Source organism: Cyanothece sp. BG0011 (assembly GCF_003013815.1).
Taxonomy (GTDB): domain Bacteria; phylum Cyanobacteriota; class Cyanobacteriia; order Cyanobacteriales; family Microcystaceae; genus Crocosphaera.
The window spans coordinates 17,556-43,912 of record NZ_PRLH01000144.1; the positions used below are offsets into that span (position 1 = coordinate 17,556).

The 26,357-nt window shown below is 37.7% G+C and carries 28 protein-coding genes; 16 read left to right on the top strand and 12 right to left on the bottom strand.

The annotated features are described in order from the left end of the window. Window positions 1-55: 55 nt before the first annotated feature. The 4 genes from rnc to C4E06_RS18705 all read left to right on the top strand — a co-directional run bounded on the left by rnc (window position 56) and on the right by C4E06_RS18705 (window position 3,313). A complete protein-coding gene (rnc, locus tag C4E06_RS18690; RefSeq protein WP_107669604.1) occupies window positions 56-778 on the top strand; it encodes a ribonuclease III in 723 nt (240 codons plus the stop codon). Between the two features lie 2 nt (window positions 779-780). After that, on the top strand, window positions 781-1,524 hold the full coding sequence (locus C4E06_RS18695) for a dienelactone hydrolase family protein (RefSeq protein WP_107669606.1): 744 nt from the start codon (window positions 781-783) through the stop codon (window positions 1,522-1,524). 220 nt (window positions 1,525-1,744) lie between these two features. Next, window positions 1,745-2,692, top strand: a complete 948-nt coding sequence (locus C4E06_RS18700; protein ID WP_107669607.1) for a TAXI family TRAP transporter solute-binding subunit — start codon at window positions 1,745-1,747, stop codon at window positions 2,690-2,692. 24 nt (window positions 2,693-2,716) lie between these two features. Next, on the top strand, window positions 2,717-3,313 hold the full coding sequence (locus C4E06_RS18705; protein ID WP_107669609.1) for a DUF3011 domain-containing protein: 597 nt from the start codon (window positions 2,717-2,719) through the stop codon (window positions 3,311-3,313). A 91-nt stretch (window positions 3,314-3,404) separates the two neighbouring features. On the opposite strand, the gene C4E06_RS18710 is transcribed toward C4E06_RS18705, so the two are convergent. Beyond that, on the bottom strand, window positions 3,405-4,604 hold the full coding sequence (locus tag C4E06_RS18710) for a glycosyltransferase (protein WP_232826298.1): 1,200 nt from the start codon (window positions 4,602-4,604) through the stop codon (window positions 3,405-3,407). Window positions 4,605-4,621: 17 nt separating this feature from the next. Next, window positions 4,622-5,377 (bottom strand): DUF2993 domain-containing protein, encoded by a 756-nt coding sequence (locus tag C4E06_RS18715; protein WP_107669613.1) that lies wholly within the window; start codon window positions 5,375-5,377, stop codon window positions 4,622-4,624. Window positions 5,378-5,643: 266 nt separating this feature from the next. Here C4E06_RS18715 and C4E06_RS18720 point away from each other — a divergent pair, with 266 nt between their 5' ends. From C4E06_RS18720 to C4E06_RS18730, 3 genes are all read left to right on the top strand, one after another. Then, window positions 5,644-6,003 (top strand): hypothetical protein, encoded by a 360-nt coding sequence (locus tag C4E06_RS18720; protein WP_198648809.1) that lies wholly within the window; start codon window positions 5,644-5,646, stop codon window positions 6,001-6,003. Between the two features lie 134 nt (window positions 6,004-6,137). After that, a complete protein-coding gene (locus C4E06_RS18725; protein WP_157951185.1) occupies window positions 6,138-7,745 on the top strand; it encodes a ShlB/FhaC/HecB family hemolysin secretion/activation protein in 1,608 nt (535 codons plus the stop codon). Window positions 7,746-7,792: 47 nt separating this feature from the next. Further along, the gene (locus C4E06_RS18730; protein WP_107669617.1) at window positions 7,793-8,386 is read left to right on the top strand and encodes an ACP phosphodiesterase; all 594 of its coding nucleotides are present in this window, start codon (window positions 7,793-7,795) and stop codon (window positions 8,384-8,386) included. A gap of 1 nt (window position 8,387) precedes the next feature. Here the strand turns inward: C4E06_RS18730 and C4E06_RS18735 are convergent, their stop codons facing one another. Further along, complete coding sequence (locus C4E06_RS18735; RefSeq protein ID WP_107669619.1) at window positions 8,388-8,600, bottom strand: DUF2839 domain-containing protein; 213 nt, start codon at window positions 8,598-8,600, stop codon at window positions 8,388-8,390. Between the two features lie 494 nt (window positions 8,601-9,094). Here C4E06_RS18735 and C4E06_RS18740 point away from each other — a divergent pair, with 494 nt between their 5' ends. The 3 genes from C4E06_RS18740 to C4E06_RS18750 all read left to right on the top strand — a co-directional run bounded on the left by C4E06_RS18740 (window position 9,095) and on the right by C4E06_RS18750 (window position 10,742). Continuing rightward, window positions 9,095-9,514: a DUF1824 family protein gene (locus tag C4E06_RS18740; RefSeq protein WP_107669655.1), complete on the top strand. Its 420-nt coding sequence runs from the start codon at window positions 9,095-9,097 to the stop codon at window positions 9,512-9,514. A gap of 95 nt (window positions 9,515-9,609) precedes the next feature. Further along, on the top strand, window positions 9,610-10,371 hold the full coding sequence (gene map / locus C4E06_RS18745; protein ID WP_107669621.1) for a type I methionyl aminopeptidase: 762 nt from the start codon (window positions 9,610-9,612) through the stop codon (window positions 10,369-10,371). A gap of 2 nt (window positions 10,372-10,373) precedes the next feature. Continuing rightward, entirely contained in the window at window positions 10,374-10,742 is a 369-nt protein-coding gene (locus C4E06_RS18750; RefSeq protein WP_107669623.1) for a glyoxalase, read from the top strand. Between the two features lie 3 nt (window positions 10,743-10,745). On the opposite strand, the gene C4E06_RS18755 is transcribed toward C4E06_RS18750, so the two are convergent. Continuing rightward, complete coding sequence (locus C4E06_RS18755) at window positions 10,746-11,348, bottom strand: Uma2 family endonuclease (RefSeq protein WP_107669625.1); 603 nt, start codon at window positions 11,346-11,348, stop codon at window positions 10,746-10,748. Window positions 11,349-11,451: 103 nt separating this feature from the next. On the opposite strand from C4E06_RS18755, the gene C4E06_RS18760 reads away from it, so the two are divergent. Then, on the top strand, window positions 11,452-12,060 hold the full coding sequence (locus tag C4E06_RS18760; protein ID WP_107669627.1) for a hypothetical protein: 609 nt from the start codon (window positions 11,452-11,454) through the stop codon (window positions 12,058-12,060). A 58-nt stretch (window positions 12,061-12,118) separates the two neighbouring features. Next, entirely contained in the window at window positions 12,119-13,339 is a 1,221-nt protein-coding gene (gene sbcD, locus C4E06_RS18765) for an exonuclease subunit SbcD (RefSeq protein ID WP_107669629.1), read from the top strand. A 22-nt stretch (window positions 13,340-13,361) separates the two neighbouring features. On the opposite strand, the gene C4E06_RS18770 is transcribed toward sbcD, so the two are convergent. Both C4E06_RS18770 and C4E06_RS18775 read right to left on the bottom strand, forming a co-directional pair. Continuing rightward, window positions 13,362-14,948 carry an FAD-dependent oxidoreductase gene (locus C4E06_RS18770; protein ID WP_107669636.1) on the bottom strand — a complete coding sequence of 529 codons (1,587 nt, stop codon included), beginning with the start codon at window positions 14,946-14,948 and terminating at the stop codon, window positions 13,362-13,364. 108 nt (window positions 14,949-15,056) lie between these two features. Then, the gene (locus tag C4E06_RS18775) at window positions 15,057-15,836 is read right to left on the bottom strand and encodes a response regulator transcription factor (RefSeq protein WP_107669637.1); all 780 of its coding nucleotides are present in this window, start codon (window positions 15,834-15,836) and stop codon (window positions 15,057-15,059) included. A 322-nt stretch (window positions 15,837-16,158) separates the two neighbouring features. On the opposite strand from C4E06_RS18775, the gene C4E06_RS18780 reads away from it, so the two are divergent. Further along, window positions 16,159-16,410 (top strand): DUF6761 family protein, encoded by a 252-nt coding sequence (locus C4E06_RS18780; RefSeq protein WP_107669639.1) that lies wholly within the window; start codon window positions 16,159-16,161, stop codon window positions 16,408-16,410. 59 nt (window positions 16,411-16,469) lie between these two features. Here C4E06_RS18780 and grxD read toward each other — a convergent pair whose 3' ends face one another. The 3 genes from grxD to C4E06_RS18795 all read right to left on the bottom strand — a co-directional run bounded on the left by grxD (window position 16,470) and on the right by C4E06_RS18795 (window position 18,683). Continuing rightward, entirely contained in the window at window positions 16,470-16,793 is a 324-nt protein-coding gene (gene grxD / locus C4E06_RS18785; RefSeq protein ID WP_107669641.1) for a Grx4 family monothiol glutaredoxin, read from the bottom strand. Window positions 16,794-16,965: 172 nt separating this feature from the next. Then, the gene (locus tag C4E06_RS18790; RefSeq protein ID WP_107666431.1) at window positions 16,966-18,240 is read right to left on the bottom strand and encodes an RNA-guided endonuclease TnpB family protein; all 1,275 of its coding nucleotides are present in this window, start codon (window positions 18,238-18,240) and stop codon (window positions 16,966-16,968) included. Window positions 18,241-18,428: 188 nt separating this feature from the next. Next, entirely contained in the window at window positions 18,429-18,683 is a 255-nt protein-coding gene (locus C4E06_RS18795; protein WP_107669643.1) for a BolA family protein, read from the bottom strand. 286 nt (window positions 18,684-18,969) lie between these two features. Between C4E06_RS18795 and lepA the strand changes: the two genes are divergently transcribed. Both lepA and C4E06_RS18805 read left to right on the top strand, forming a co-directional pair. After that, window positions 18,970-20,781: a translation elongation factor 4 gene (lepA, locus tag C4E06_RS18800; protein WP_107669645.1), complete on the top strand. Its 1,812-nt coding sequence runs from the start codon at window positions 18,970-18,972 to the stop codon at window positions 20,779-20,781. A gap of 184 nt (window positions 20,782-20,965) precedes the next feature. Next, on the top strand, window positions 20,966-21,934 hold the full coding sequence (locus C4E06_RS18805) for a ribonuclease III domain-containing protein (RefSeq protein ID WP_107669647.1): 969 nt from the start codon (window positions 20,966-20,968) through the stop codon (window positions 21,932-21,934). 54 nt (window positions 21,935-21,988) lie between these two features. Here the strand turns inward: C4E06_RS18805 and hemN are convergent, their stop codons facing one another. After that, on the bottom strand, window positions 21,989-23,386 hold the full coding sequence (hemN, locus tag C4E06_RS18810; RefSeq protein WP_107669649.1) for an oxygen-independent coproporphyrinogen III oxidase: 1,398 nt from the start codon (window positions 23,384-23,386) through the stop codon (window positions 21,989-21,991). Window positions 23,387-23,526: 140 nt separating this feature from the next. Beyond that, window positions 23,527-24,282: a heme oxygenase (biliverdin-producing) gene (locus C4E06_RS18815; RefSeq protein WP_107669651.1), complete on the bottom strand. Its 756-nt coding sequence runs from the start codon at window positions 24,280-24,282 to the stop codon at window positions 23,527-23,529. Between the two features lie 601 nt (window positions 24,283-24,883). On the opposite strand from C4E06_RS18815, the gene C4E06_RS18820 reads away from it, so the two are divergent. Continuing rightward, window positions 24,884-25,924: a catalase family protein gene (locus C4E06_RS18820; RefSeq protein ID WP_107669653.1), complete on the top strand. Its 1,041-nt coding sequence runs from the start codon at window positions 24,884-24,886 to the stop codon at window positions 25,922-25,924. Window positions 25,925-25,959: 35 nt separating this feature from the next. Here the strand turns inward: C4E06_RS18820 and C4E06_RS18825 are convergent. Continuing rightward, window positions 25,960-26,357, bottom strand: a 398-nt coding sequence (locus C4E06_RS18825; protein ID WP_370051348.1) for a pirin family protein, incomplete at its 5' end; no start/stop codon positions are given.

Here is a 26,357-nt window from a genome sequence, read left to right on the forward strand (position 1 = left end):
TTCTAAATTCTAAATTTGTCTCTTCCCCAAATTTAAACGAGAAGAAATATTAATAATGGTCTTCGTAGATAGTCGCAGAAAAAAACAATTAGAAACCTGTCTTCAAAAATTAGGGATATCTAACACCTCAGTGGTTAATTTAGAATTGCTGGATCTGGCCCTAACCCATCCGACAATATCTAGGGAAACGAATTATCAACAATTAGAGTTTGTGGGAGACTCAGTGGTTAGATTAGTATCGGCTGAGATATTATTAGAAACCTATCCCGATGAATTGGTAGGAGAATTTGCTGCTATTCGTTCCATTTTAGTGAGCGATCGCACGTTAGCGGAGTTTGCTGAACAATATGGCTTAGATCGTTATCTTCTCATGGCTGATAGCGTGGCACAAGATACAATGGGTCGAGTGTCTTGGTTAGCGGATGCCTTTGAAGCGGTATTAGGGGCATTATATCTGAGTACCAAAAACATGACGTTAGTGCGTCCTTGGTTAGATCCTTTATTATTAAAAAAAGCAGCCGAAATTCGTTCCGATCCAGCCCGTCAAAATTATAAAGATGCACTGCAAGAATGGACTCAGGCTCAATACAAAATATTACCAGACTATCGGGTTATTGAACAACATAAAGATCGCGGCCATGATGAACGATTTTTTGCCGAAGTTTCCCTTAAGGATCGTAAACTAGGATCAGGCTATGGTCGTTCTAAAAAAATGGCAGAACAAGCAGCGGCCAAAGATGCTTTTTACTCTGTTGTTCATCAAAAAATTGAAGGTTAAACATGACACAGTTAGACATTAAAACCGAAGACATTGTTATCAAGAATGGTGACTTAAATATTGATGGTTATTTAGCAATGCCTACAGAAGACGGAGAATTTCCGGCGGTGATCGTTGTTCAAGAAATTTTTGGGGTTAATGATCATATTAAAGATGTCACCAGACGCTTTGCTAAAGAGGGATATGTGGCTATTGCTCCTGCTATTTATCAACGGTTAGATCCTGGGTTTGAAACCGGTTACACTCCTGAAGCGATTGAGATCGGGCGAAAGTATAAAAACCAAACTAAAGCGTCTGAATTATTATCAGATATTCAAGCAACAATTGACTATCTTTATACATTACCCGAAGTGAAAAAAACAGGGGTAGGAACCATCGGTTTTTGTTTTGGGGGTCATGTGGTTTATTTAGTGTCAACCTTGCCAGAAATTAAAGCAACGGCTTCTTTTTATGGAGCAGGAATTGCTAACTGGAAACCAGGAGAAAAAGATAAAGCGACAGTTGATTGTACGCCAGATATTAAAGGGACTTTATATGCCTTTTTTGGTAAAGAAGATGGGAGTATTCCTCAAGAACAAGTTGACATGATTGAAAACGCTTTAAAAGATAATAATATTCCTCATAAAGTGTTTCGCTATGATGGTGCAGAACATGGTTTTTTCTGTGATCAACGAGGTAGTTATCATGCAGAAGCGGCTCAAGATGCTTGGGCAAAGGTCTTAGAATTATTCAAAAGCGAGTTATAAGTGTGTTTTTTCTGGGTAAATAGTCTTAATTTTAGAATTTTACTCATTTTTAACAAAAATTAAAGACTTCTACTGGGGACTCGATGGTATGATAAAACAGAAATATTGAGGTTATAAAAAGGTTATGACTTGCCTCGTGTTTTTTGTAAGTTTCAACCTTAATTCTTAACTTTAATATGATCGCCTTAACTTCAAAAGATCATACCTTCTTTCCTCAGTCATGAAAAAGAAATTATATTATTTACTGTGTGGATTTCTAGGAATAATGGTCATGTTCCTCGTTTTTATCCCGTCTCACACAGTCGCCCAAAATTCTCCGATGGAAATTAAAATCGCCACAGGAAATGAGTCAGGAGAATATTACTCAGTTGCCAAAGATTTAGAAAAATTTGCCCTCACTAAAAACCTCGATATTGATCTGATTCCTACCCGAGGAGCATTAGATAATATTGATAATGTATTTCGTCATGAAACCATCCCTTTAGGAGTGACACAAAGCGATCTTTTAGCCTTTCTTAATACCTTTGCTAACAAGGATGAAATTGCACGGTTGCAAGCGGAATCTATTCGAGCGGTTTTACCTTTGTATGATGAAGAAGTGCATCTCATTACCCGAAAAGACATTAATTCCGCCTCAGAATTGACAGGAAAACGGGTTTCCATCGGAGAGTCAGGCAGTGGAACCAGTACCACCGCTTCTACTTTAATGTATCATTTAGATATTCAACCGAAAGCTATACAAGCGTTAGATATTAAACGCAGTATTGATGCCCTTCGTAAACAAGAAATTGATGGCTTTTTCTATGTAGTTGGTGTTCCTGCGAAAGTGTTAGAAGAACAGATTTTACCAGAAGATAACTTTCATGTTTTACCGTTAGCGTTACCGACTCAACCCAATGACGAATTTTTATCGAAAATTTACGCAAATGCGGTTCTCCCTGCGAATACTTATGGTTGGCAAACAGAATCTGTTAATACCTTAAACGTTAAATCCTATTTATTTACCTTTGCTGATGAAGACTGTAACCATGTCACTCCTGTGGCTAAACTAATCACAGAAAATTTAGCTTGGTTACAAGAAAATGGTGATCCTGTTTGGAAAAAAGTCAACCCCAAAAATTTATCACAACTCAATTCTCAACGGGTGTCGAGTTGCCCGGTTATGTAATTTCTCTTTTAAGGATGAATCATCATGATCATTAATTGCCTAAACCGTCTTACTATTATTACTGGTATTAGTCTGGGACTTCTTTTACAGACTATTCCGGCAGAAGCGAGACAGACCATAAGCTGTGAATCTTTTAAGTATCGTTATCAATTTTGTCGCGCTAATACTCGCGGAGGAGTCAGACTTACCCGACAACTGAGTAACACCCGGTGTGTCGAAGGAGATACCTGGGGCTATGATCGAGACGGGATCTGGGTGGATAGAGGTTGCGCTGCGGAGTTTAGCGTGCGCGATCGCAACCCTGGTTATGATAACAGTAATAATAGTAGTGGCGGTAGCGATGCGGCTGCTATTGTGGGAGGGGCGTTAGTGGTTGGGGCGATCGCTGCCGCCATTGCTGGTGGATCTAATAATAATAGTAGTGATGGCCGAACCATTACTTGTAATTCGGATAATGGTCAATATACCACTTGTCCTGTCTCTTTGGGTAGGGATGATTGGATCGTTCTTGATCGCCAGTTAAGTCAAGCGGGTTGTTGGGAAGGGGATACCTGGGGCTATGATAGTCAAAAAATTTGGGTTGATAATGGCTGTCGAGGTGTCTTTGAAATTAGACGCTAATTAATAATTGTTGATTCTCAGAATGTAGAATGTGCAATTAAGAATGTTTAATCACACCAATTCTAAATTCTACATTCTAAATTTTCAATTTTTAACCTTCCCAGATGCCTAATTCTTTTAACCCATTGCGTAAATTTTCGGCTGCAACTTGATTATTTTGGGCTTCATAAAGGCTAACAGCTTTTTTAAAGGCTTCGGAACTTTCAGGAAGTTTCTTCAACTTAAATAAAACAACACCTAAGTTTTGATAAGCTGCTGCATAATTGGGACTTAAAGAGATTAATTTTTCATAAATAGCCACCGCGTCAGCTAACTTTCCCATAGCACTCAAAGTCATGGCAAAGTTATAGTATCCCGTGATAAAACTGGGGTCAATTTTGAGGGTAGTTTCGTAAGCTTGGGCTGCGTTCTTATAGTCTCCCATGCTTTGTAAAACCACACCAATATTATTATAAGCCCCTAACTTTAAAGGTGCCATAATGGGCTGATCAATGGCTTTTTGAAAGTGTTTAATTGCCTTTTCTTTCTCTTCTTGTTTACTGAGGAGGTTTCCTAAGTGATAATGGAGTTCATATAAAACATGAGTATCCGCTTTATTGGATTTTAAACCCTGTTTAAATAATTTAATGGCTTGTTTTTCTTTGCCAATTTGGGCGTATAAAGCCCCTAATTTACTACAAGTATAGGGATCATTCGGATTTTCTTTGATAAAGTTTTCCATCGCTTGTTGGGCGCGATTATACTTATCTAAAGAGGCGATCGCCCCTGGAGTGTAACCGTAATGAAACACGGTAATTGCAGGAAGATCGACAATTTTCCAATGACTTTCTTTTTTTAATAATTCACTCACACTATCGTCAATAATAGCGTGATAAGGTCGAGAAAAATTGACCTCTGGATGTTTCCGAAATAAACGAGAAACTAAAGAATAAGGAGACTGAGAAGAACCAATTTCATGACGAACTAAATTAACCACTAAATTTTCATCTTTTTCGATAGCTTCTTTAATTTGTGGTGCTACTTTTTTATTTAAAACTTCATCCGCATCGAGAACTAAAACCCAATCACCTGTAACATATTTTAATGCCTCATTTCTGGCCTCTGCAAAATCATCGCCCCACTCAAATTTCGGTACATTAGCCCCAAATTTTTCAGCAATTTCTACAGTTTGATCCGTTGATCCTGTGTCTAAGATCACCATTTCATCAACAACATCTTGGACACTTTCTAAACATTTAGAGAGGGTTGCTTGTTCATTTTTGACAATCATGCAGAGGCTTAATTTTGTCATGATGACTCCCAATATTGCTACTTCTTACGTTGAGGAAAGTGGTCGATTTTGGCGATACCATAAAAGATGAGTTCATTTTTACGGATACGCACTCGATCTACTTTCAACTGTGTTCCATCGAGGGCAAATTGATCTAAGTCTAGCAAGTTATTTACATGATCAATCAAAGATTTTCCTAAATTTTTCGCTTTGTCATCCCCTTTATAGGTGACGTTGACGAATTGAATTTTGCGCCGGTCTAACACTTCAATTTCTGAAGTCATATCTAAGTCAACGGTTTCCCCGGTTTTCCCTAGTTGAATTTGACTTCTGAGGGTCAATGATTTATCTTCATTGACTAGCATTTCTGTTTTTTTGAAGTTTAACGCCTGTCCTTCGTACTGTAAGCGTTGTAGCTTTTCTACGACAAAGGGAGTGTTGAAAGAAGTGGTTAAGTCTTCTTCGGTGAGAACAACTCTCATGGTTGCTTGAGTCGGTTGTCTTAGTTTGATCTGACCTTTAAAAATGGCACTAAAATCAATGGACACTGCTTGCACATAGAGTTCCATCCCGTCGATGCGGAGGCCATTATACATCAGCATTCCGTTACCGATGAAGTCAAAACCGTCCACACTGCCTTGTAATAACTTGGCAACGGGTTCGGCCCTCACCATCGCTTCTATTTTACCTGTTCGCTTGAATAAAGCCGCGATCGCGGTACTAACGGCCTTACTGACGATCTGATCGCCACCTTGATTGGGAAAAGGAAGGGTTCCAAACACAACTGCTGTCATTATCCATTACTGGGTTGTACGTTGTTTGATCTTAACATTACGAAATATTAAATGCTGTAACTTTTCTTTATGTTTTGTATTAGATATGATCAATCATAGATTTAAATCAATTACTACGATTCGTATATGCCTAGGATAAGGTTAAGAGTCGTTAATGTCATCGATTACCTTAAATCTATCCTAAATTTAACCTAGGGCAACAACAATGAACGTTAAGATGATACACGAAAAGCCAAATGATAGACATTAAAAAAGGACTATAATAAATGAAAAATTTAAGACTGACTCAATCAATTATCTTATTAACAGCCATGTTAGCCGGTGGTGTTATTGCTTCGGATGCTTATGCAGAAGCTGATACACAAGATGAAATTAGCTATGTTAAAAAGGCTGTGGAATATTTGTATGAAGAAGCTCCCAATCAATCATTTACAGTGCGAGAATTGTTAGATGATGGTTACGAAATGTGTAAAAAGATTGCTGATAATTCTAATAGAGATCCTTTAGAAAGTTTAGCAGAAGATGCTATTCGCTCAGGGTTAGGTTTAGGACGTGGTCAATCTGAAGAATCTCAAGAAGATGTTGAAATGATGAGACTGGCTGAGCGATATCTTTGTGATAGTTAATTCAATAATATTGATACACCCAATTGCAAACCCCTATCATCTAAGGGGTTTTGCTATTTCTAAAAAAATGATCTATTTTATAACCATCTATAATTTTTTTATGAATTTTCAGTCATAAAGTCGTGAAAAAAATTTTGATTTTGATCGTCTACTTATGTGGCTTACCAACTTTTGTTTTAAAAACCCTTGCTCAACCGTCTCAAACCTTCAGTCAAGTTGATGCTTCTCTGGCTCAAACTTCGTCTTGTTTAACATCTTTACCAGAAACAGAAAATGAAAGCTTTTTTATTCAATCTATTAATATAGAAGGAAATACCGTACTTCATACAGAAATTTCTCAGCTAACTCGTCCCTTTAATGAACAAACAGTAACCTTAGAAAGTTTATTATGTTTGCGATCGCAAATTACTGATCTTTATCTGGCTAATGGCTATATCAATTCTGGGGCTTTTTTACCTAATAATCAAGATTTAAGTCAAGAAATTGTTACGATTCAAGTCAGAGAAGGAACCTTAGAAGAAATACAAATTATTGGGTTACAACGTTTACAAGATAATTATATTCGTAGTCGTCTCCAATTTGCTACCGAAACCCCTTTAAATCAAAAGAGTATCGAGGAAGCCTTAGAATTATTAAAATTAGATCCTTTAATTCAACAAATTAACGCCGAATTAACCGCAGGAAAAGCACCGGGGCAAAGTATTTTAATGGTTGAAGTTCAAGAAGCTTCCGCTTTTCAAGCAACCATTGGCACAGATAATTATCGTCCTCCTAGCATCGGTTCGACTCAAGGAATTGTGGCTTTAAATCATAATAATTTATTAGGTTGGGGAGATAGTATTTATGCTGAATATGACCGCACCGAAGGACTTGATTTTTATAATTTTTCCTACACGGTTCCTGTTAATGCTGACGATGGAACCATTAGCTTTCGTTATTGGAATAGTGATAGTGGTATTATTTCTGAGGAATTTGATGAATTTGATATTAATAGTGAAAATGAAACCCTTTCTTTTACTTTTCGTCAACCCATTATTAAAAATCTTAATCATGAATTGAGTTTAGGAATTACATTTGATCGTCGTCGAGAACAAACTTTCTTATTAGATGAACCGTTTTCTTTATCGATTGCAGCAGAAAATGGTACAATCAAATTAACAGGAATTCGTTTTTTTAAAGAATATTTAAACCGAGGAAAAACCACTGTATTAGCGGTTCGTTCTCAGTTTAATTTTGGGGTTGATTTATTTAATCCAACCATTAATAATATTGGAGTAGATGGGCGTTTTTTTTCTTGGCAAGGTCAAGTACAATGGGTCAAACAATTATCCCCCAGATTGTTATTCTTAACCAGTATTGATACTCAAGTTACCCCAGATTCTTTACTTCCTTTAGAACAAATTCCTATTGGTGGTATTAATAGTGTGCGAGGATATCGTCAAAATAAACTCTTAACTGATAATGGTTTTATTGCTTCGATTGAAACTCAATTTTCCCTTTTAGAAAATTCCAGAGTCTTACAATTAACTCCTTTTTTTGAATTAGGAACGGGATGGAATCATTTACTACCAGACCCCGATCCTGCTACATTAATAAGTGTTGGATTAGGCTTACGTTGGGCAATTACCTCTAATATTGGTCTTCGTGTTGATTATGGCATTCCTCTAGAACCCACCAGAAAACAAGGTAACTCTTGGCAAGAAAATGGGTTTTATTTCTCCTTACGTTATCAACCTTTTTGAATAGGAAAAGATCGGTTAAAATACTAGATTAGAATTACTTTTTAGTTATGAATTATTTAGCTCATTTATTATTAGCAGAAAATACCCCAGACTCTCGCATTGGAAACTTATTAGGAGATTTTGTCAAAGGAAGAATCGATCAAGAAAATTCTCCCTATTCTCCAGGAATTATTAAAGGAATTAGAACCCATTTTAAAGTAGATGCGTTTACCGATACCCATGAGGTTTTTAAACAGAGTAAAAAAAGAATTTATTCATCTCAGGGACGCTTCTCTGGGGTTTTAATTGATGTTTTTTATGATCACTTTTTGGCTAAAAATTGGGATTTATTTTCTTCAGAAAAGTTAGAAACCTTTGCTGACAATATTTATATTATTTTACAGAAAAATTATTATTTACTTCCTGAAAAATTACAGTTAATTTTACCTAGAATTATTCTAGAAAACTGGTTAGTTTCTTATCAAAAAACAGAAGGAATTCAACAAACCTGTCAACGACTGGGTAGACGAATTAAACGACCCAATCATTTTGCGATCGCTCATCATGATTTACAACAAAACTACCCTGAATTAGAGAGGGATTTCTTTTCATTTTTCCCTCAACTTGTCAAGTATGTTGAGCAAAATCGTCACACTTTTTAACCTATTGAACATCCCACCAACCCAAACCGGGGCCGACAACACGAACCGTTAGCCAAATAGCGACCATAATACCAATACCCACCCAAGCGCCTTTTGTGGTCCATTGATAAAAAGCTTGAGCTTGACGTTTAGAAACAGGAACCCAAGGTAAAATACGTTCTTCTTGACCGTACTGTTCTCCTAAAGCTTCTTTGCGACGTTTGGCTTCACCCATATCTTATCCTACAACTCATCTTTTTTTATCATAACCGTTGAAGGGAAATCTTAAAAACATCGGGAATTCATTCCCCAAAGACCCTTACCGTCGTAGCATAGATCATGAAACTCAATTTTTTGGGGTTGGTGACACTTCACCCAACTTGACTTATTCAGTCTCTTTTCCCTGTCGGCCCTACCTTGAATATTACCCATGATCACTCTATTTTAGATATAGCTCAAGCCGTTAATATGACCTAAACCATAGGGTGTTTTGAACAGACCTTTAGTGAAAAAATTTTCTTAACCTAGAACAGATACAAGCTGAATAGACAGTGACACTGATATGATTGATCCTCGTTTAGATTATATCCTAGAAACCCATCAAACCTCTGTTTTGTCGTCTCAACCTTTATATTTTCTTCAGCCGTCACCCAACAAAAAATCATCCATCAATTGACGAGGCTTTTGTTAGCAAGTCTTCTCCTTAACCCACTCATTAAAATGATTACCATGACTCAAGCGAATAGTAATTTAAGTGTTGATGAAGCCCTCAAAATCCTTAAAGACTATAGTTGTCTCCAGATTAAAATTGTAGATTTTGAAGCAGATAAACATAAATTACGTCAAGCTATCAAAATTGTTTCAGATTTGTGTGTCACTGAAAATCTTGGTATTTGTGCTGATAGCTTTGAAGAAGGATTCAAAACCCTGAAAAGTTATCTCAAAGCCTTAGACATCTCTGAAAATGTAGACCCCTCTCCTACAGCCCCCAGACAAACCCCCATCTACATTAAATTTAATACTGAAACCATGTCTTACTATGTGGATTACTACACAGGAAGTTACCGAGGGGTTTTAATTTCGTGTCAATCGGATAACCATAACTTAGTGGGAACCTACGGTCATTTTCCTCTCAATTTATTTGAGTAATTCTGCTTGGTTAATCGATGCTCCTGAACCCTAGGGATCAAGAAATTTGGTATCATAGAAAAAAAATCATTATTAGTTAATTTCACCTCGAAAACATGGGAGAAACCATTACCTTATTATCGAAACGAGAAATTGAAAAAATGCGTCGGGCTGGCCGCTTAGCCGCCGAATTGTTAGACCATTTAGCCGACATGGTTAAACCAGGGGTTAGTACCTTAGAAATTAATGATGAAGCGGAAAAATGGACTCAAGCCCACGGCGCAACTAGCGCACCTTTAGGGTATCATGGTTTTCCTAAATCGATTTGTACCAGTGTTAATCATGTCATTTGTCACGGTATTCCTAACGCCAAACAAATCCTTCAAGAGGGGGATATTATTAACATCGATGTTACCCCTATTTTAGATGGCTATCACGGGGATACCTCAAGAACTTTCTTTGTGGGTACTCCTTCTCCTTTAGCCAAACGATTGGTAGAAGTGACCGAAAAATGTTTAACCGAAGCCATTCAAACCGTTAAACCTGGGTCAAGAATTGGAGACATCGGGGCTGCTATCCAAGAATGTGCCGAACCTCAAGGATTTTCTGTGGTCAGGGATTTTGTCGGCCACGGCGTGAGTAATATCTTTCATACTGCCCCCCAAGTTCCCCATTATGGAAAGCGCGGAAAGGGCAAAAAACTACGGCCTGGGATGGTATTTACCATTGAACCTATGATTAATGAGGGGACTTGGGAAGCCGTCATTTTAGAAGATGGTTGGACGGCTATCACTAAAGATGGTAAGTTATCGGCACAGTTTGAACATACCATTGCTGTGACAGACACAGGCGTGGAAATTTTAACCCTTCCTGATTAAAAATGTTGCAATATCGCACTGCTTTTTTAACCTTAGGGACGACTAATTTTGAATTAGTCGTTAATTTTTACAGTCAATTATTATCCCAACAACCCCACCCCTATCAACCCAAACGTTATGCTCAATTTAACTTATTGGGGTTACGGTTGGGGATTTTTCAGCCTCAAAGTAGCCATGAAACTGAGTTTAACAATGCAGCCAGAAGTGGTTTAAGTTTGTGTTTAGAAGTGGAAAACTTAGAAAATGCGATCGCTTTTTTAACAGAGATGGGTTATCCTACTCCTGGAAAGATTAATGTAGCGTCTCATGGTCAAGAAATTTATGCTTATGACCCCGATGGTAATCGTTTAATTTTACATCAATCTTCCTAAATATTAGCGAGGTAAAATATCATTTAAACAAAGTTTTAAACTTGGTAAACTAGGAGAAATAATGGATTCTGTTAAACGATATTGTTTTTGTTGATAATCTTCATCAATCAGTTCACAAACTGTAAAGGTAGGTTGTTTCGGTTTGCCGATAAAAGCAACACCACCTAACCCTTGATAATCCACAATCCAATATTCCCGAATTCCTAATAAAGCATATTCTTCTACTTTTCTAGCATAATCTGTTTCCCAATTACTACTTACCACTTCAACCACTAATTTAATGGATTTCCCTAACGTAATTACTGGTTCTTTTTTCCATAGGGGTTCATGTACTAAAACCGTTTCATCGAGTACAATAATATCGGGACGGCGAGCGGTTGGGGTGTTAGCAAACGGACGAATTAAACAAGTTCTAGGAATAAACCAAGTGGGTTGTTCTGCTGTTAAAGCAATACCCATTTGAGTTGCTAATTTACCACTAACAGTTTCATGGAGTCCTGTTGGTTCCATATCAATTAATTCTCCATCAACCAATTCATAGCGAGGGGAATCACCATATTGATTAATAAAAGTTTCTAAAGTAAGAAATTGAGAGGATGTTACCATGATACATAATATTCGTTATACAATTTTTTGTCTGTGTAACGTGCGGCATGAGTTACTTTAATGCAAAAAATAACTTATCAATTTAAGAACTGAGCCTTTAATCATGTATATTTTAACAGAATTACAGTATAAAAAAGAAGCAGAGCCAATTTTAAAAAAAATATTTATTGATGATGATCCCTTTGGAAAATGCGTTAATTCAAGTATAGAGGAAAGTTTGATAGTTTTTCCTTGTCGTAGTTATATTGAACCTCACTTAATAGAAGGAATAATTAAAGTTGCATATAAATTAAAAGAAAAAAACTGCTATTTAACAAATATATTTAGATATGATGATACTCCGAATCATTATTATATTTCCTTATCTGAATTATCTGAAGAATATCTAAGGTCATCATCTAATATTTCCTCAAATGAAGTAACATTAAAGATAGATGATTGGATTGAATATGTAATCTATTCTGAGAAGGGAACTTGGGGATTGATGATATCTCATGAACGTCATGGGATACTTGCTGGATCATCTCAATTCATTAATATTATACGTCAGTCTGTTTCTGATTTAGATAATCAAGTACATCTTTTTCTTGACAAAATTGAATCGTTGAGGTTTAGTCCTAATGCTACATTAGAATGGGTGCCAGAATTACTCTATCACATTTATAATAAAGAAAAGGCTCAAGAAATGCTATCTCGAATAAAAATGCTGTAAATACTTCTATTTATTAATTTAGGGAGAATATTGATTTTATCAATTATAAATTATCATTATGATCAAAGTTCTTCACTTTTCTGATATTCATCTCGGTAGCGGATTTTCTCACGGAAAAATTAACACAAATACTGGTTTAAACACTCGTTTAGAAGACTTTATTAATTGTTTAAAGTTATGTATTGATCGGGCAATTAACGAACCTGTTGACCTCGTTTTATTTGGGGGTGATGCCTTTCCTGATGCCACACCCCCTCCTTATATTCAAGAGGCCTTTGCTGCTCAATTTCGACGCTTAGCTGATGCGAATATACCCACCATTTTATTAGTGGGAAACCATGATCAACACTCTCAAGGAAATGGAGGGGCAAGTTTATGTATTTATCGCACCTTAGCGGTTCCTGGTTTTATTGTTGGAGATAACTTAATTACCCATAAAATAAGCACTAATAATGGTGATATTCAAGTGATAACTTTACCTTGGTTAACTCGTTCTTCTTTATTAACCAAATCCAAAACAGAAGGGTTATCTTTAGACGAAATTAATCAGTTATTAATCAAAGCATTAGAACCGGTTTTAGAAGAAGAAATAAGAAAATTAGATCCCAATCTTCCTACTATTTTATTAGGTCATTTAATGGTCAACCGTGCCAGATTTGGGGCAGAACAATTTTTAGCCGTGGGACGAGGGTTTACTATTCCTATTTCCCTATTAATCCGTCCTGAATTTGATTATGTTGCCCTCGGCCATGTCCATAAACATCAAAATCTTAATCCTACTAATGATCCCCCTGTCATTTATCCAGGAAGCATAGAAAGGGTTGATTTTAGTGAAGAAAAAGAAGAAAAAGGGTATATCTTAATTCATCTTAAAAAAGGGGAAGTTAATTGGGATTTTTGTCCTTTACCGGCTCGTCCTTTTCTCACCATAAAAGTTGATATTTCCCAATCAGAAGATCCTCAAGGGGACTTAGTTAAAGCCATTGAAAAAAAGACTATTGAGAATACGGTAGTCAGAGTTAATTATCAGATTCGTTCTGAACAATTAGAGCTAATTAATAATACTGTCATTCATGAAGCTTTAAAAGCTGCCCATAGTTATACCATTCGTCCTGAAATTATTAGTCAATTGTCCCGTCCTCGTTTACCCGAATTAGGAATCGGAAAAAGTTTAGATCCCATCGAAGCATTAAAAACCTATCTTGATAATCAAGAAGACATTAAGGACATTAGGAATGATATGTTAGAAGCAGCACAATTATTATTAACTGAAGAATAACTATTATCAATTAATAATTCTATCAAACCCTATCAATCCAGTTAATTTTTTGAGTTTTAACGGTGGTTGCATCGGGCATTTTTTGTTGACGCATTAATTCGGAGATAGCAGCGATATCTCGATCTCTGTTCACTCCTGCTACTGCCATAATTTTATTATTTTGCAGATAAAATGCTAGAAACTCAGGTGAATCTAAATTGCCATCGATCGCTATTTCGTCCCATTGTTCAGCGTGTCCGACATAACGCAATTTTAAGTTATATTGTCCTGACCAAAAGAAAGGCACAATTTGAGAAACGTCTTGTAATTGATGGCGGCCTAACATATTTTTAGCGGCAATCCGTCCCTGTTGGGCTGCTAGTCGCCAATGTTCGATACGAGTTAATTTTTCCATGGGTAAGTAAGGAAACAGTGCCATATCCCCGGCTGCATACATATCTTCTATGTTCGTCTGTAGATATTGATTAACGGCGATACTGTTATCTTCTGCTTTGAGATCCCTATCGGTTAGATAGTCTGTATTGGGTACGACACCAATACCCACAATAACGAGATGGGTAGCAATGGTTTCTCCATTGTCTAATTTGACTGACTCTACTTTCTCATTACCCTGAAATTCAACCGCTTTTGTGCCAAGTTTAAAGGTGACTCCATTGGTTTCGTGGAGTTTTTGAAACCGCTTACCTAACTTATCCCCTAATATTTTTTTGAAAGGAACCTCACTCGGAGAAACCACTGTCACGTTTAATCCCTGCTGAGTTAAACTAGCAGCTGCTTCGGTGCCGATAAAACTCGAACCGATAATTAAAACGTTTTTGACATCTTTAGCTGTTTCTAAGATTAAGTTCACATCTTCCGGTTGACGTAAAGTGAAGATATTAGCTAAATTTGACCCTGGTATCTTTAATTGTTTAGCCTTTCCCCCTGTGGCTAAGAGTAAGGAATCATATTCAAGACGAGAATTATCGTCAAAAGTCAGGGTTTTCTGGGATGGGTCGACTTTTGTGACGGTTTTGCCCAATTTTAATTCGATATCATATTGATCGTAAAATTCATGACTCCGTAAAGTTAACCCCTTTTCTCTGGTTTTTCCTTGTAAATACTTCTTACTTAATAGTGTGCGATCATAAGGTAATTTTTCTTCGGCACTAATGAAAATGATTTTACCCTGAAACCCTTCTTGTCGTAATGTCTCCACTGCGTTGATTCCTGCTGCACCGGCACCCAAAATAACAAAGGTGCGATTATCGACATTAGGAACATATTGAGCCATTTCTAAGGTTCGATGATGGGAGGTTTCCTCAGGCAACTGAACGAATACTTGTTCTCCTTCAACTCTAGTTATATAACTAAATAAAGAGTCTAATCCGGGTGGTTTTTCTTGTTGCCCTGCGATCGCATTAAAACAGGCATTATGCCAAGGACACACTATTCTTTCTCCGGACAAAATTCCTTTTTCTAAAGGTGCGCCAAAGTGGGGGCAAAATGCGCCAGTTGCATAAAATTTATCGTTAATTTTAGAGAGTAATATTGGTGTATTGTTAACAGTAATTTGCTGCATTTGACCGTTTTGTAGGTCATTGATGTGGGCTACCGCTATTTCTTTCATGGACAACTATATGGGTTGCGTCTTGTCAATATTCTCCTTAAATCAAATTAATTTGACATCTAGCTATAGACTGAGAATCATTGAACAGAAATTTTTGCCCATCAAACTTTATGAGGATAGCTTTTTAATATTAATCGGCTCAACTGCTGCTATTTTGGCTGATTGAGTTGTGGTTGAAGTGGTAGGAGAAGCGGAAGATTCTTTGATGACTTCTGAGTTGAATCGATAACCCACATTGCGTACCGTTTGAATTAAACTCGGTTGACGGGGATCGGTTTCAATTTTCTTCCGTAAAGACAACACATGGGTGTCAATGGTACGGGGATTATCGATCGCCTCTGGCCAAGCTCGTTGTAGCAATTCTGCGCGACTGAGGGGGTTTCCTTCTGCTTGAGCTAGGACGTACAATAAACTAAATTCTTGGGGGGTCAAATCCACAAAATGTCCTTGAAACTGAACCCGACGTTGGACGAGATCAATTTTTAGGTCACCATAATCTAGAAACAAAGGAGCAGAAGCAACCCGTACCCGTCGAATTAAGGCTTCTACCCTAGCCATAAATTCTTGCATTCCAAAGGGTTTGGTTAAATAATCATCGGCCCCTGCACTGAGTCCCTTAACAATATCTTTTTCTGTGTTCCGGGCTGATAAGATCAGAATCATTGATTGCCGTTGTTGATGAAGCCACCGGCACAATTCTAGTGGATCTCCGTCAGATAGATCAGCATCGAGGATCACTAAGGTGGGTTGGCGACGGTTAAAGACACTCCTGGCCTGTTGCAGATTGGCGCATTGTTGCGCTGTATAACCGGCTTGTTGCAGATGCCAACCTAATAATGAGCGTAGATGAGGATTCCCCTCAACAATAGCAGTATAAATGAGACTCACCTTAGTTTTCGTCCTTCTAATTTGACAGTCCTTAGCGTAACAAACGTATTGTCAAGAATTTGTAACATCGGCTACGCTGCCTTTCCGCATTTCCTAAGAAAACCTTAAGATTCTACAAAATTCTTTCTTGTCTTGCTCAACTAAGCGGTACGGTTTTCAAATGAATAAGACAGAGATAGAATGGAAAATACCGAACCGGTAGGATTTTCTTAAAATTTTTGATTTACTTAATATTGTAACTTGTTTTTCTCTTAATGATTCATTAAGATTAAGTCATTTATTTTTTACCAACGCCCCTGGAGACTATTCCCATTCATCGATTATGCTGCAACATCCCTTGGCAATTCGTTATTACCAAAACCTAACAGACGGCATGGTGGAACTATGGAACCGAGGCCGTCGCTTTGATGAAATTCAATGTTATATGGATGGTTATCTTGCTTGTCTGCGACAGGTAGATGTGTTAGAACCCTATGTAATTCATCGTTTAGAGGAGGATGCTTGGCGTTTTTTCCGCGATCCTTCTAATTTTGAATTCACTGCTTTAGAACGGGAGACTGATTTTTACCGATAATAATGCTCTAAAAAAGTGATGAAACAGAACGTTAGCCCGCATATGCGGGCTTATTTTTTTTAAGAAGCGAGCGCCACTTCTACCATTTGTTGTAGCTCACCATTTTGGTACATTTCGATCATAATATCAGAGCCACCGACAAATTCCCCGTTAATATAAACTTGGGGAATGGTGGGCCAATTAGAATACTCTTTGATGCCTTGACGAATATCAGGATCGGCTAAAACGTCAACAGTCTCGAAAGGAACCCCTAGGGTACTCAAAATTTGTACCACATTGTTAGAAAAGCCACATTGAGGCATTAATTTATTACCTTTCATAAAGACCAAGATTTTGTTATTGTTCACCATTTGGTCGATTTTTTCTTTGATGTCTGAGGTCATACTTGCTCCTTGAGGAATTTATTCAATGATAATTGGCTCAAACTGAGATCCATTAGCTGATTTAATCACAGAGGAATAGAACTGTTTTTGTTAGGCTACCAGCAACAGATAGACCCATCAGCCTTACCTCTATAACCAGGTTATTTCATCTCAGTTTGACATACTCCACTCGTTAAGCTCCTACGTCGCTATAACGAGGGATTCTTAAACTCGCGCTTAAGATTTCCTGCTTCACAGATTGGTAACTAGGCAAAGCCCCCGTCCCATCATCTCCACAGGCATTTTCAGATACGCTATGCCCTAGCGCATATTCTTCTACACCACGATTTCTGATAACTTGCGCTGCTGCCACGTCTCGGTGGGTTTTATACCCACATTCAGGACAATTATGCTCTCTAACATCAAGGGTTTTCTTACCAGTATGAAACCCACAATTAGGGCAAATTTGAGATGTAAAATTCTTGTCAACTTCATTAACAAAAACATCTCTTTTCCATGCTACCCATTTAAGAATGGTTATGAATTGTCTAAAACCAGCATCAAGACAATGTTTAGATAACATTCCTTTAGCCCATGACCTAAAATCAATATCTTCAATAAATATTGATTGTGATTGGTCACAAAGACGATGAGCTAACTTGAAATGCCAGTCTTTACGAGTATCAGAAATTCGTTGATGTAATCTAGCTATCTTTTTGTTTAACTTGTGTCTATTATTAGAGCCTTTTTTCTTATTTCTTAATCTACGCTGTAGCAATTTCAGCTTACGATGTAGTCGATTTAAGAATCGAGGTCTATCCACAAGTTCACCATCGGAAGTAGCCAAGAATTTATCTAAACCTAAGTCAATACCTAAAGGATGTCCATGAAAAGAAACGTCAGGAATATTAACATCTAACTGTAAAGAAAGCATCATGAAGTAACCATTAGCTCTCCTTACAATGCGAGCTTGTTTTAACTCAAACCCATCAGGTATTTCTCTAGACTTTCTAAACTTTACCCATCCTAGGTGTGGTAATTTAATTTCGTTACCTTTAATACAATCTTTTAGCATTTGAGGATATACATAAGACCGCATTCTATCCCTATTTTTAAAGCGCGGAAAGCCTAACTTTTTGGACTGCATATCGGCAAAAGCTCTATCTAAAGTCCTCAAGACTTGTTGTAAAACTTGAGCGTTTACTGATTTGAGTATGTCATTAGTTTTCTTGGCCTTTGTTAATGCTTTAGCTTGATTGTGATAATTAGGGTAAGGTACGTCAGGAGAAATAATATATTCCTGAATTAATGAGCAAGAATTAACAGGGGATTTTCTAGAACTTAGCCAGTCCTTACGATCTCTTAAAGCATAATTCCAGACGGAGCGACAAACATTTAAAGTATGTTCAATTACCTCAATTTGTTGCTTATTTGGGATTAGCTTAAATTCGTAAGTTAATGTAAGCATTAGTTCGACCACTATTAATACTTTCCCTAGTTTAAATTAATCTACACACAATGTCAACTCGTGTAAGTTGTCTCCCGCTGGTCGGTTTATTTGTTGGCAAAAATTCATCTCCCGTTAATTTCTATGAGTCTTTTTTTGGGGAGAAATATAACGGGAGTCCTCTTTTTGTATTTCAGGATAGAGGGAATTTATTTTTGGGCGGCTTCCCAACCTTGAGGGGTGTATGTTTTTAAGGCCAGAGCATGAATCGCTTCAGATGCCATGGCATCTTGGAGGGCCCCATAGACGATTTGATGTTGCTTAATCATGGTTTTTCCTTCAAACTGAGCAGAGACAACGATCGCCTCAAGATGATCACCACCACCGGTGAGATCCCTGACTACCACCTGAGCGTCGGGGAGTTGGGACTTAATCATATCTTCAACTTGTGCAAGTGCAACCATTGGCTTTTTCTCTGGAAAACGAATAAAAATACTACTCTTAATCTTAGCGGTTTTTGCTCACTTGATCTGCTCTTTTTTCTGGCAGGGAATACCCATATAACCTAGAAGGTATCCAGGTTTATGTCTTGTTGGTCCCTCATTATTGAAAGTGTTAATATTTCCTGATTTAACCCATCACAAACAAGATCCCTAAGAAAAAGCCTCCAATTGGTGGTAGTTAAAGCAAAAAAATCTTACACTAATACACAAGGCCAACTTTTGTAAACTTACCCCACCAACAGATTCTATGACCGACGTTCCTGTGTCTCGTATTCGTAACTTTTGTATCATTGCTCATATCGATCATGGTAAATCAACCCTAGCCGATCGAATGCTACAAATGACTGAAACCGTTGCTCAACGGAAAATGAAAGAGCAGTTCCTCGATAACATGGACTTGGAACGGGAACGGGGTATTACCATTAAACTCCAAGCGGCTAGGATGAACTATCGCTCCAAAGACGGGCAAGAATACGTTCTCAACCTCATTGATACCCCCGGTCACGTGGACTTTTCCTATGAGGTATCCCGTTCCTTAGCAGCTTGTGAAGGGGCGTTATTAGTGGTGGACTCCTCTCAAGGGGTAGAAGCGCAAACCCTAGCTAATGTTTATCTGGCCTTAGAAAATAATTTAGAAATTATTCCAATTTTAAATAAAATTGACTTACCTGGATCAGAACCAGAACGGGTAACCAATGAAATCGAAGAAGTGGTGGGGTTAGATTGTACGGGTATTATTAAAGCGTCGGCCAAAGCAGGGATCGGGGTGGATGAAATTTTAGAATCCATTGTTCATTTAGTTCCCCCTCCTAGCGATACGGTGGATAAGCCGTTGCGGGCCTTGATTTTTGATAGTTATTACGATCCCTATCGGGGTGTGATTGTTTATTTTCGGGTCATGGATGGAACAGTAAAAACTGGCGATCGCGTTCGTTTAATGGCTTCTGGTAAGGAATACGAAATTGATGAGTTGGGGGTATTATCTCCTGGTCAAATAGAGGTAGAATCCCTCCATGCAGGGGAAGTGGGTTATTTTGCTGCCGCTATTAAAGCGGTAGAAGATGCAAGGGTAGGGGATACTATCACCTTAGCTGAAGCACCCTCAAAAGAACCGTTACCCGGTTACACTGAAGCGAAACCCATGGTTTTTTGTGGTCTATTCCCCACCGATGCGGATCAATATGAAGATTTACGAGAAGCCTTAAACCGCCTTAAACTCAACGATGCAGCCCTATCCTACGAACCGGAAACCTCGAGTGCCATGGGGTTTGGTTTCCGTTGTGGGTTCTTGGGGTTACTGCACATGGAAATTGTTCAAGAACGCCTAGAACGGGAATATGATCTCGATTTAATTACCACTGCCCCTTCTGTAATTTATCGTGTCACCACCATTGATGGGGAAGTGATGCAAATTGATAACCCCAGTTTACTGCCACCCCCCCAAGAACGGGAAAAGGTAGAAGAACCCTATATTGAAGTGGAAATGATTACCCCGGAAACCTATGTAGGGACGTTGATGGAACTCTGTCAAAGTCGTCGGGGGGTGTTTAAGGATATGCGTTACTTTACCCTCTCAAGAACGTCTTTGATCTATGAGTTACCCTTAGCTGAGGTGGTGACGGACTTTTTTGATCAGTTAAAGTCAAGATCCCGTGGTTATGCCAGTATGGAGTATCAATTGATCGGTTATCGGGAAAATCCCCTGGTTAAATTGGATATTTTGGTTAATAAAGACAGTGTGGATGCCTTGGCCATGATCGTTCACCGTGATAAAGCTTATCATGTGGGTCGGGCTTTGACGGAGAAGTTAAAAGAATTGATTCCCCGTCATCAGTTTAAGGTTCCTATTCAAGCTGCGATCGGGGCCAAAGTCATCGCGAGTGAACATATACCAGCATTGCGTAAAGATGTGTTAGCGAAGTGTTACGGGGGAGATATTTCTCGTAAGAAAAAACTGCTACAAAAGCAAGCTAAGGGTAAGAAACGAATGAAGGCGATCGGTACGGTAGATGTGCCTCAAGAGGCGTTTATGGCCGTGTTGAAGCTCGATCCTCAATAGTGTATCAGTCGCTCAGTTATTAGTGACCATTAATATTAATAGCCCTTATCATGGCGCGGTTGAAGGAAAATTAAACAGTAGGGTGGGCAAGTCAAAAACTTATTGAAACTAACTTCATCCTTGGAAACCTTGCCCACCCTACAAAATTCGTTGTTATTATTTCTTTAGGTCGCAAAAATTATCTATGCAGTGGAATTCATCCCCAGTTGAAACAAAAATTAGCTTAAACTTTAAAAATCCCGATCTGCTTTTTCTTGCCTTAAGTGATCCTTCCTATGCCAAACAAATTAATCAGCCTGAAAGTGATAATCAACGGTTAGAATCCTTAGGAGAAACCTTACTGGATCTGATTATTATTGACTATTTATATCATCATTTTCCTTATTTAACTATTAGTAAAATGACGGCATTACAGGATAAGTTATCAGCAAAAGAAAAACTCACCAATCTCTGGTTTAGTTTAGGATTAGGGGAAAGTTATCCCTTTTTAGATGTTAATCAAGAAAGACATCGTTTACGGGTTAAACCCAGTAATCCTTTTGAAAAATCTCTCAAAGCATTAGTAGGGGCCATTCATATTGATCGGGGGTTTTCTCATTCCTACAATTGGATTAATAAACACTTAATGGCCCCTTTATTAGAACGGCATCAAAAAGATGATCTAGAGCGCGTCAATCCTGAAAAACAGTTGAATCTTTTAGGCTCTACCCTATTAAACGTAGTTTCTTTTGATTATTTATACCGTCTTTTACCTTATGTTAATCCAGGGCGATTAAAAACATTATCCAAACGCTTAATTTCCAAAAAACAACAAACCGAATACCTTAAAAAAGTAGCAACAGAAGACTGGGAAATGATCACCACTGAACAAGATAAAATCTCTAAAAAGTCTTTTCCCTCTTTAGTGGGTGCAATGTTTATTCATTTTGATCATGAAAACCCGAAAACTCGCTATCGAAACAGTCGAAAATGGTTCAAAGAAAACTTTATGGATGAAGACAAAATTTTATACGAGGCGATCGCTTCACTCCTCAAAGATGGTATTCCGCAAAAATGGATTATTCGTGAAATTTTAGGCTATAAAAGTAAAGATTATGATCGAGGGAGAGCGAGATTTCATGAACTAATGGATCAAAGTTCCAATCAAATATAGCTTCCCTGGAAAAAACCCCGCACCGCACTAAAAAGCGGTGTCGGGGTACTACTATTAAATAGCCTTAGAAAAAGACTGTTCTTTACGTCCTTTGAGATAAGGATCAAATACCGCCGCAATATTTCTAATTAACCAGCGGCCAGTATTAGTGACTTCTAAGCGATCGCTATGTAAATGAATTAATCCATCGGCTTCTAAGGGTTTAAGATCGATTAATTCTTGAGCAAAATATTCGTCAAAATCAAGATCAAAATGAAGATTATACTTCTCTTCAATGCGATCTTTATAGAGTTGAGATTGACACATTAATTCCATAATCACGGCGCGACGAATGATGTCATCTTTGCTTAAGGTAACGCCTTTTTCGATGGGTAAATGTCCCTCGTCTAAGACTTTATAGTAATCTTTGATCTTCTTATGATTTTGAACATAGACATCATGTAACATACTAATTGATGTCATGCCAAACGCTAAAAGATCGGATTCTGGTTTTGTGGTGTAACCCTGAAAGTTGCGATGTAAATCCCCTTGAGATTGAGCGATCGCCAGTTCATCATTGGCTTTCGCAAAGTGATCCATTCCGATGAATAAATAATCGTTATTATTGAATTCTTCGATGGTCATTTGCAACATGGCTAACTTTTCTGACGCATTAGGAAGTTCATCAACAGGGAGATTTTTTTGCGCTGGTTTAATCCAAGGAATATAAGCAAAATTAAACACAGCAATGCGATCGGGATCTAATTCTATGGTCTTTTGAACGGTCTTTTTAAAGGTGTCTCTGTTTTGATACGGTAGTCCATAAATAAGGTCAACATTGACACTTTCAAACTCAGCTTCTCTCATCCAACCCATAACATTAAATAACATTTCTTCGGGTTGAACACGGTTAATAACTTTCTGTACTTTCGGGTCAAAATCTTGTATTCCGAAACTAATACGATTAAACCCTAACTGTCTCAAGAAAAAGATTAAATTACGATCAAGATATCGGGGATTGACTTCAATGGATATTTCAGCATCTTTGTCAATATTAAAGTTTTTGACTAACGTATTAAATAAGCGATCAATTTGGGATTGATTTAAGTAGTTTGGAGTTCCACCTCCCCAGTGAATTTGATTAACTGCACGATTGGGGGAAATTAATTCGGCGGTTCTTTCAATATCTTTAATTAAATATTCTAAGTAAGGATCAGCAACTTTTTTATTCCCTGTAATAATGGTATTACAACCACAAAAATAACAAGCGGTTTCACAAAAAGGAATATGACAATACAGAGAAAGAGGTGTTTTTTTATGGTTTCCTGCTGCGATTCCTGCTCTAAATTCTACTTCACCTACCTTAGTTTTAAGTTCTGTTGCAGGGGGGTAACTGGTATATCTGGGTAAAGATTTGTCGTATTTTTTGATTAAGTCTTGGTCAAATTCAATGGTTTTAGCTGTTAAGTTCATAGTCTTAATTAGCCTCTCAAGAGTTTAGATAACTTAGGTAGGATCGAGCAGAAAAAAAGGGGAAGTCAGTTTAATAAAAATAGCAACTCAATGGTTTATTTTTCTAACTTTTCCCCTTTGTAATAACAGGATTGACAGCTTTATTCGGCAATAGCTACATTATGGGGATGACCCTGACCATGAGGGTGTTCAGTTGCCCCAGGAATTGCCTGACGAGTGATTAATTCAAACACATGATCGCCGATGGCTTCTTTAACATCAGCTTCTAATTCATGTACTACGTCACGGTTTAATGTAAAGGCGTGGTTGGCCTCATCAATAATCTTTTGTTCTAAGGTTTCATCGATGGGTACAGCGTTTAAACCATCACGATATTTTCCTTTAAATTCTCGTCTGGCTTCTGCGGTAGCAATTTGCTCAAATTCGTAGAATTGGGTTCCTTGATTTTCAGGTAATTCTAAGGCTGAACGAGCAATATTTTTTAAGCTTTGACCCCCAGATAAATCACCCATATAACGCACATAAGAATGGGCAACTAATAAGGCAGGTTCAGTTTGAGAAACTTCTCGAATTCTTGCTACATAGGTTTGACCTGCTACTGATGGAAAAATATCGGCCGCCCAATTTTCTCCGTAGTAGTATTCTAGGTCTTTTACTAAGTTTTGTTTACGGTTTAATTCGGGAAAATAAATCTTACTAATAACGGGATCGTCTTTATGGCGTTCTAATTCTTCCTCTAGAGTAGAATATAAGAAATAAAAGTCAGCTAACAGTTTACGAAAGGGTTCTCTTTCTACAATACCCTTGAGGAAACACTTGGTAAAGGCTGTATTCTCCGCTAGGGTGTGAGAATGACTGGTTCCTTCCCGAAGCTTGAGGGCTAAGTTATTACTCATGATCAATACCTCTTAGTAGCAGTCAGAGGTTAGACTTTAGACGAAAATTACTCTCTCTGTCTTCAGCCCTAAATCCACTGCCTTAATTTCCATTTCAGTTTATTACTATACAGTTATATTATCACTTAACTGCTAAACGTAGCAAAACTTAACATAGACTCATAGCGGTTTTCAATTGGGTGTATCAATATTTTAGTTAAGTTGAGTGTGGGGAGGATTTGCATTTTAATGTTTAATCTATGCAAATGAAAACCGCTATCATATCTTACACCTTCAATCGTTCCCCACACCCCCCACACCCCCCACACCCCCACACCCCCCACACCCCCCTTTAAAAGGGGGGCAGGGGGGTAGGGGCAGGGGGGGTAGGGGCAGGGGTAGTAGGGGGCAGGGGGGGATGGCTATAGTTTTGACTGTAACGACTTAAATATTAATTTTTTTTAGTTTGTTATTTAGTTTTTCTGTACTGATGCAAAGGGTCAGTAGAGTGAGTTCGGCGTTGAATTTTAAAAAGAAAATGGTTTTTATTGTTAAATTTAATACAAATAACTGAAAATTTAGGTATAAAAAGAGAAACATTAGGGAAAACTAAGGGGTCATTATGTCACAATTAGGTCAAGAATATTTTCCAGAAGACGAACAAGAAACCATTAAAAAATTAGTTGAAATATTTGAATTTTTGATGAGGGATTATCAGTTTTCTCCGAGTCCAAGAACCCAACATCCTAAGAGTCATGGTTATGTTCAAGGGGAGTTTATTATTGAAGAAAATATGTCCGATCAATTCAAAGTCGGAATTTTTTCCAAACCGCAAACTTATCCGATATGGGTTCGCTTTTCTAATGGCAGTGGGGCCTCTGATGAAACAGGGAATTTCCAACCCGATACAACGGGAGATATTCGAGGGGTTTCCATTAAATTATTAGGAGTTAAAGGGTGCAAAGCATTTGAAAATTCTGCCCCCGATGAACAAGATTTTATTGCAGTGAATACCCCAATCTTTTTCCTCAGAGATGCTAAAGCTTATTTAGATTTCTTTCCTATTGTTAATGGTATTCGAGAGGGAAAAATTATTATGAATGCTGATGGAAGTCCTAAACAGATTCCTGATGAATTAAAAGCGTCTTATGAAGCGATCGCTTATTCTTTACCTTTATTAAATCAAGTCAGAAGTCAGGTTATGACCAGTCCTTTGGAGGCAAATTATTGGAGTGCAACCCCTTATAAATTTGGAAATACTGCCATGAAATATGCTATATTTCCTCATCTTGAAGGGGAAAAATTTAATATTGATACGGCGGAGGATAAAACGAATTATTTAAGAGAAGCAATGACGAAATATTTAGCCACAAAAGATGCTTACTTTGACTTCTGCATTCAACAACAAACTGATGCAGAAAAAATGCCCATTGAAGATCCGACAGTGTTATGGGATGAGAAAGAATCTCCTTTTATTAAAGTAGCAACTATGAGGATTTTTCAACAGGAATTTAATAGTCAAGAACGGATAGAAAATGATGAAAAACAGTCTTTTTCACCTTGGAATTGTTTACAAGAATATCGACCATTAGGGGGAGTGAACCGGGCGCGTAAAATTTATGCAGATATGGCTGATTTTCGTAATGAAATAAATCAGAAATAATTGTTGTATAAGTTTTAACCTTTCTCCATTAATAATTAAGCTAAGTCAAACAGTAAAATTTCCGTATCGTTACTAATAGCAATTAGGTCAATTTTAGTTTCTTGAGTAATAGCGACACCATCCCCACTGTTAATAGTTTGACCATGAATTTGTACTGAACCTTTGGCAACTTGAATCCATAAAGATCGATTACTATTAATACTATAGTTAATCTGATCACCTTGATCTAGAAAAGCAACATAAAGCTGCACATCCTGATTGATTTTGACAGAATCATCTCTTCCTCCCCCAGAAGCGACTAATCTTAATTTCCCCTGTTTTTCTTCCGCAGGAAAATGCTTTTCTTCATAGCTAGGTTTTAGTCCCCGTGTGTCAGGAAGAATCCAAATTTGTAGCAAGTGAACCTGAGCAGTTTTTGAAGCATTAAACTCGC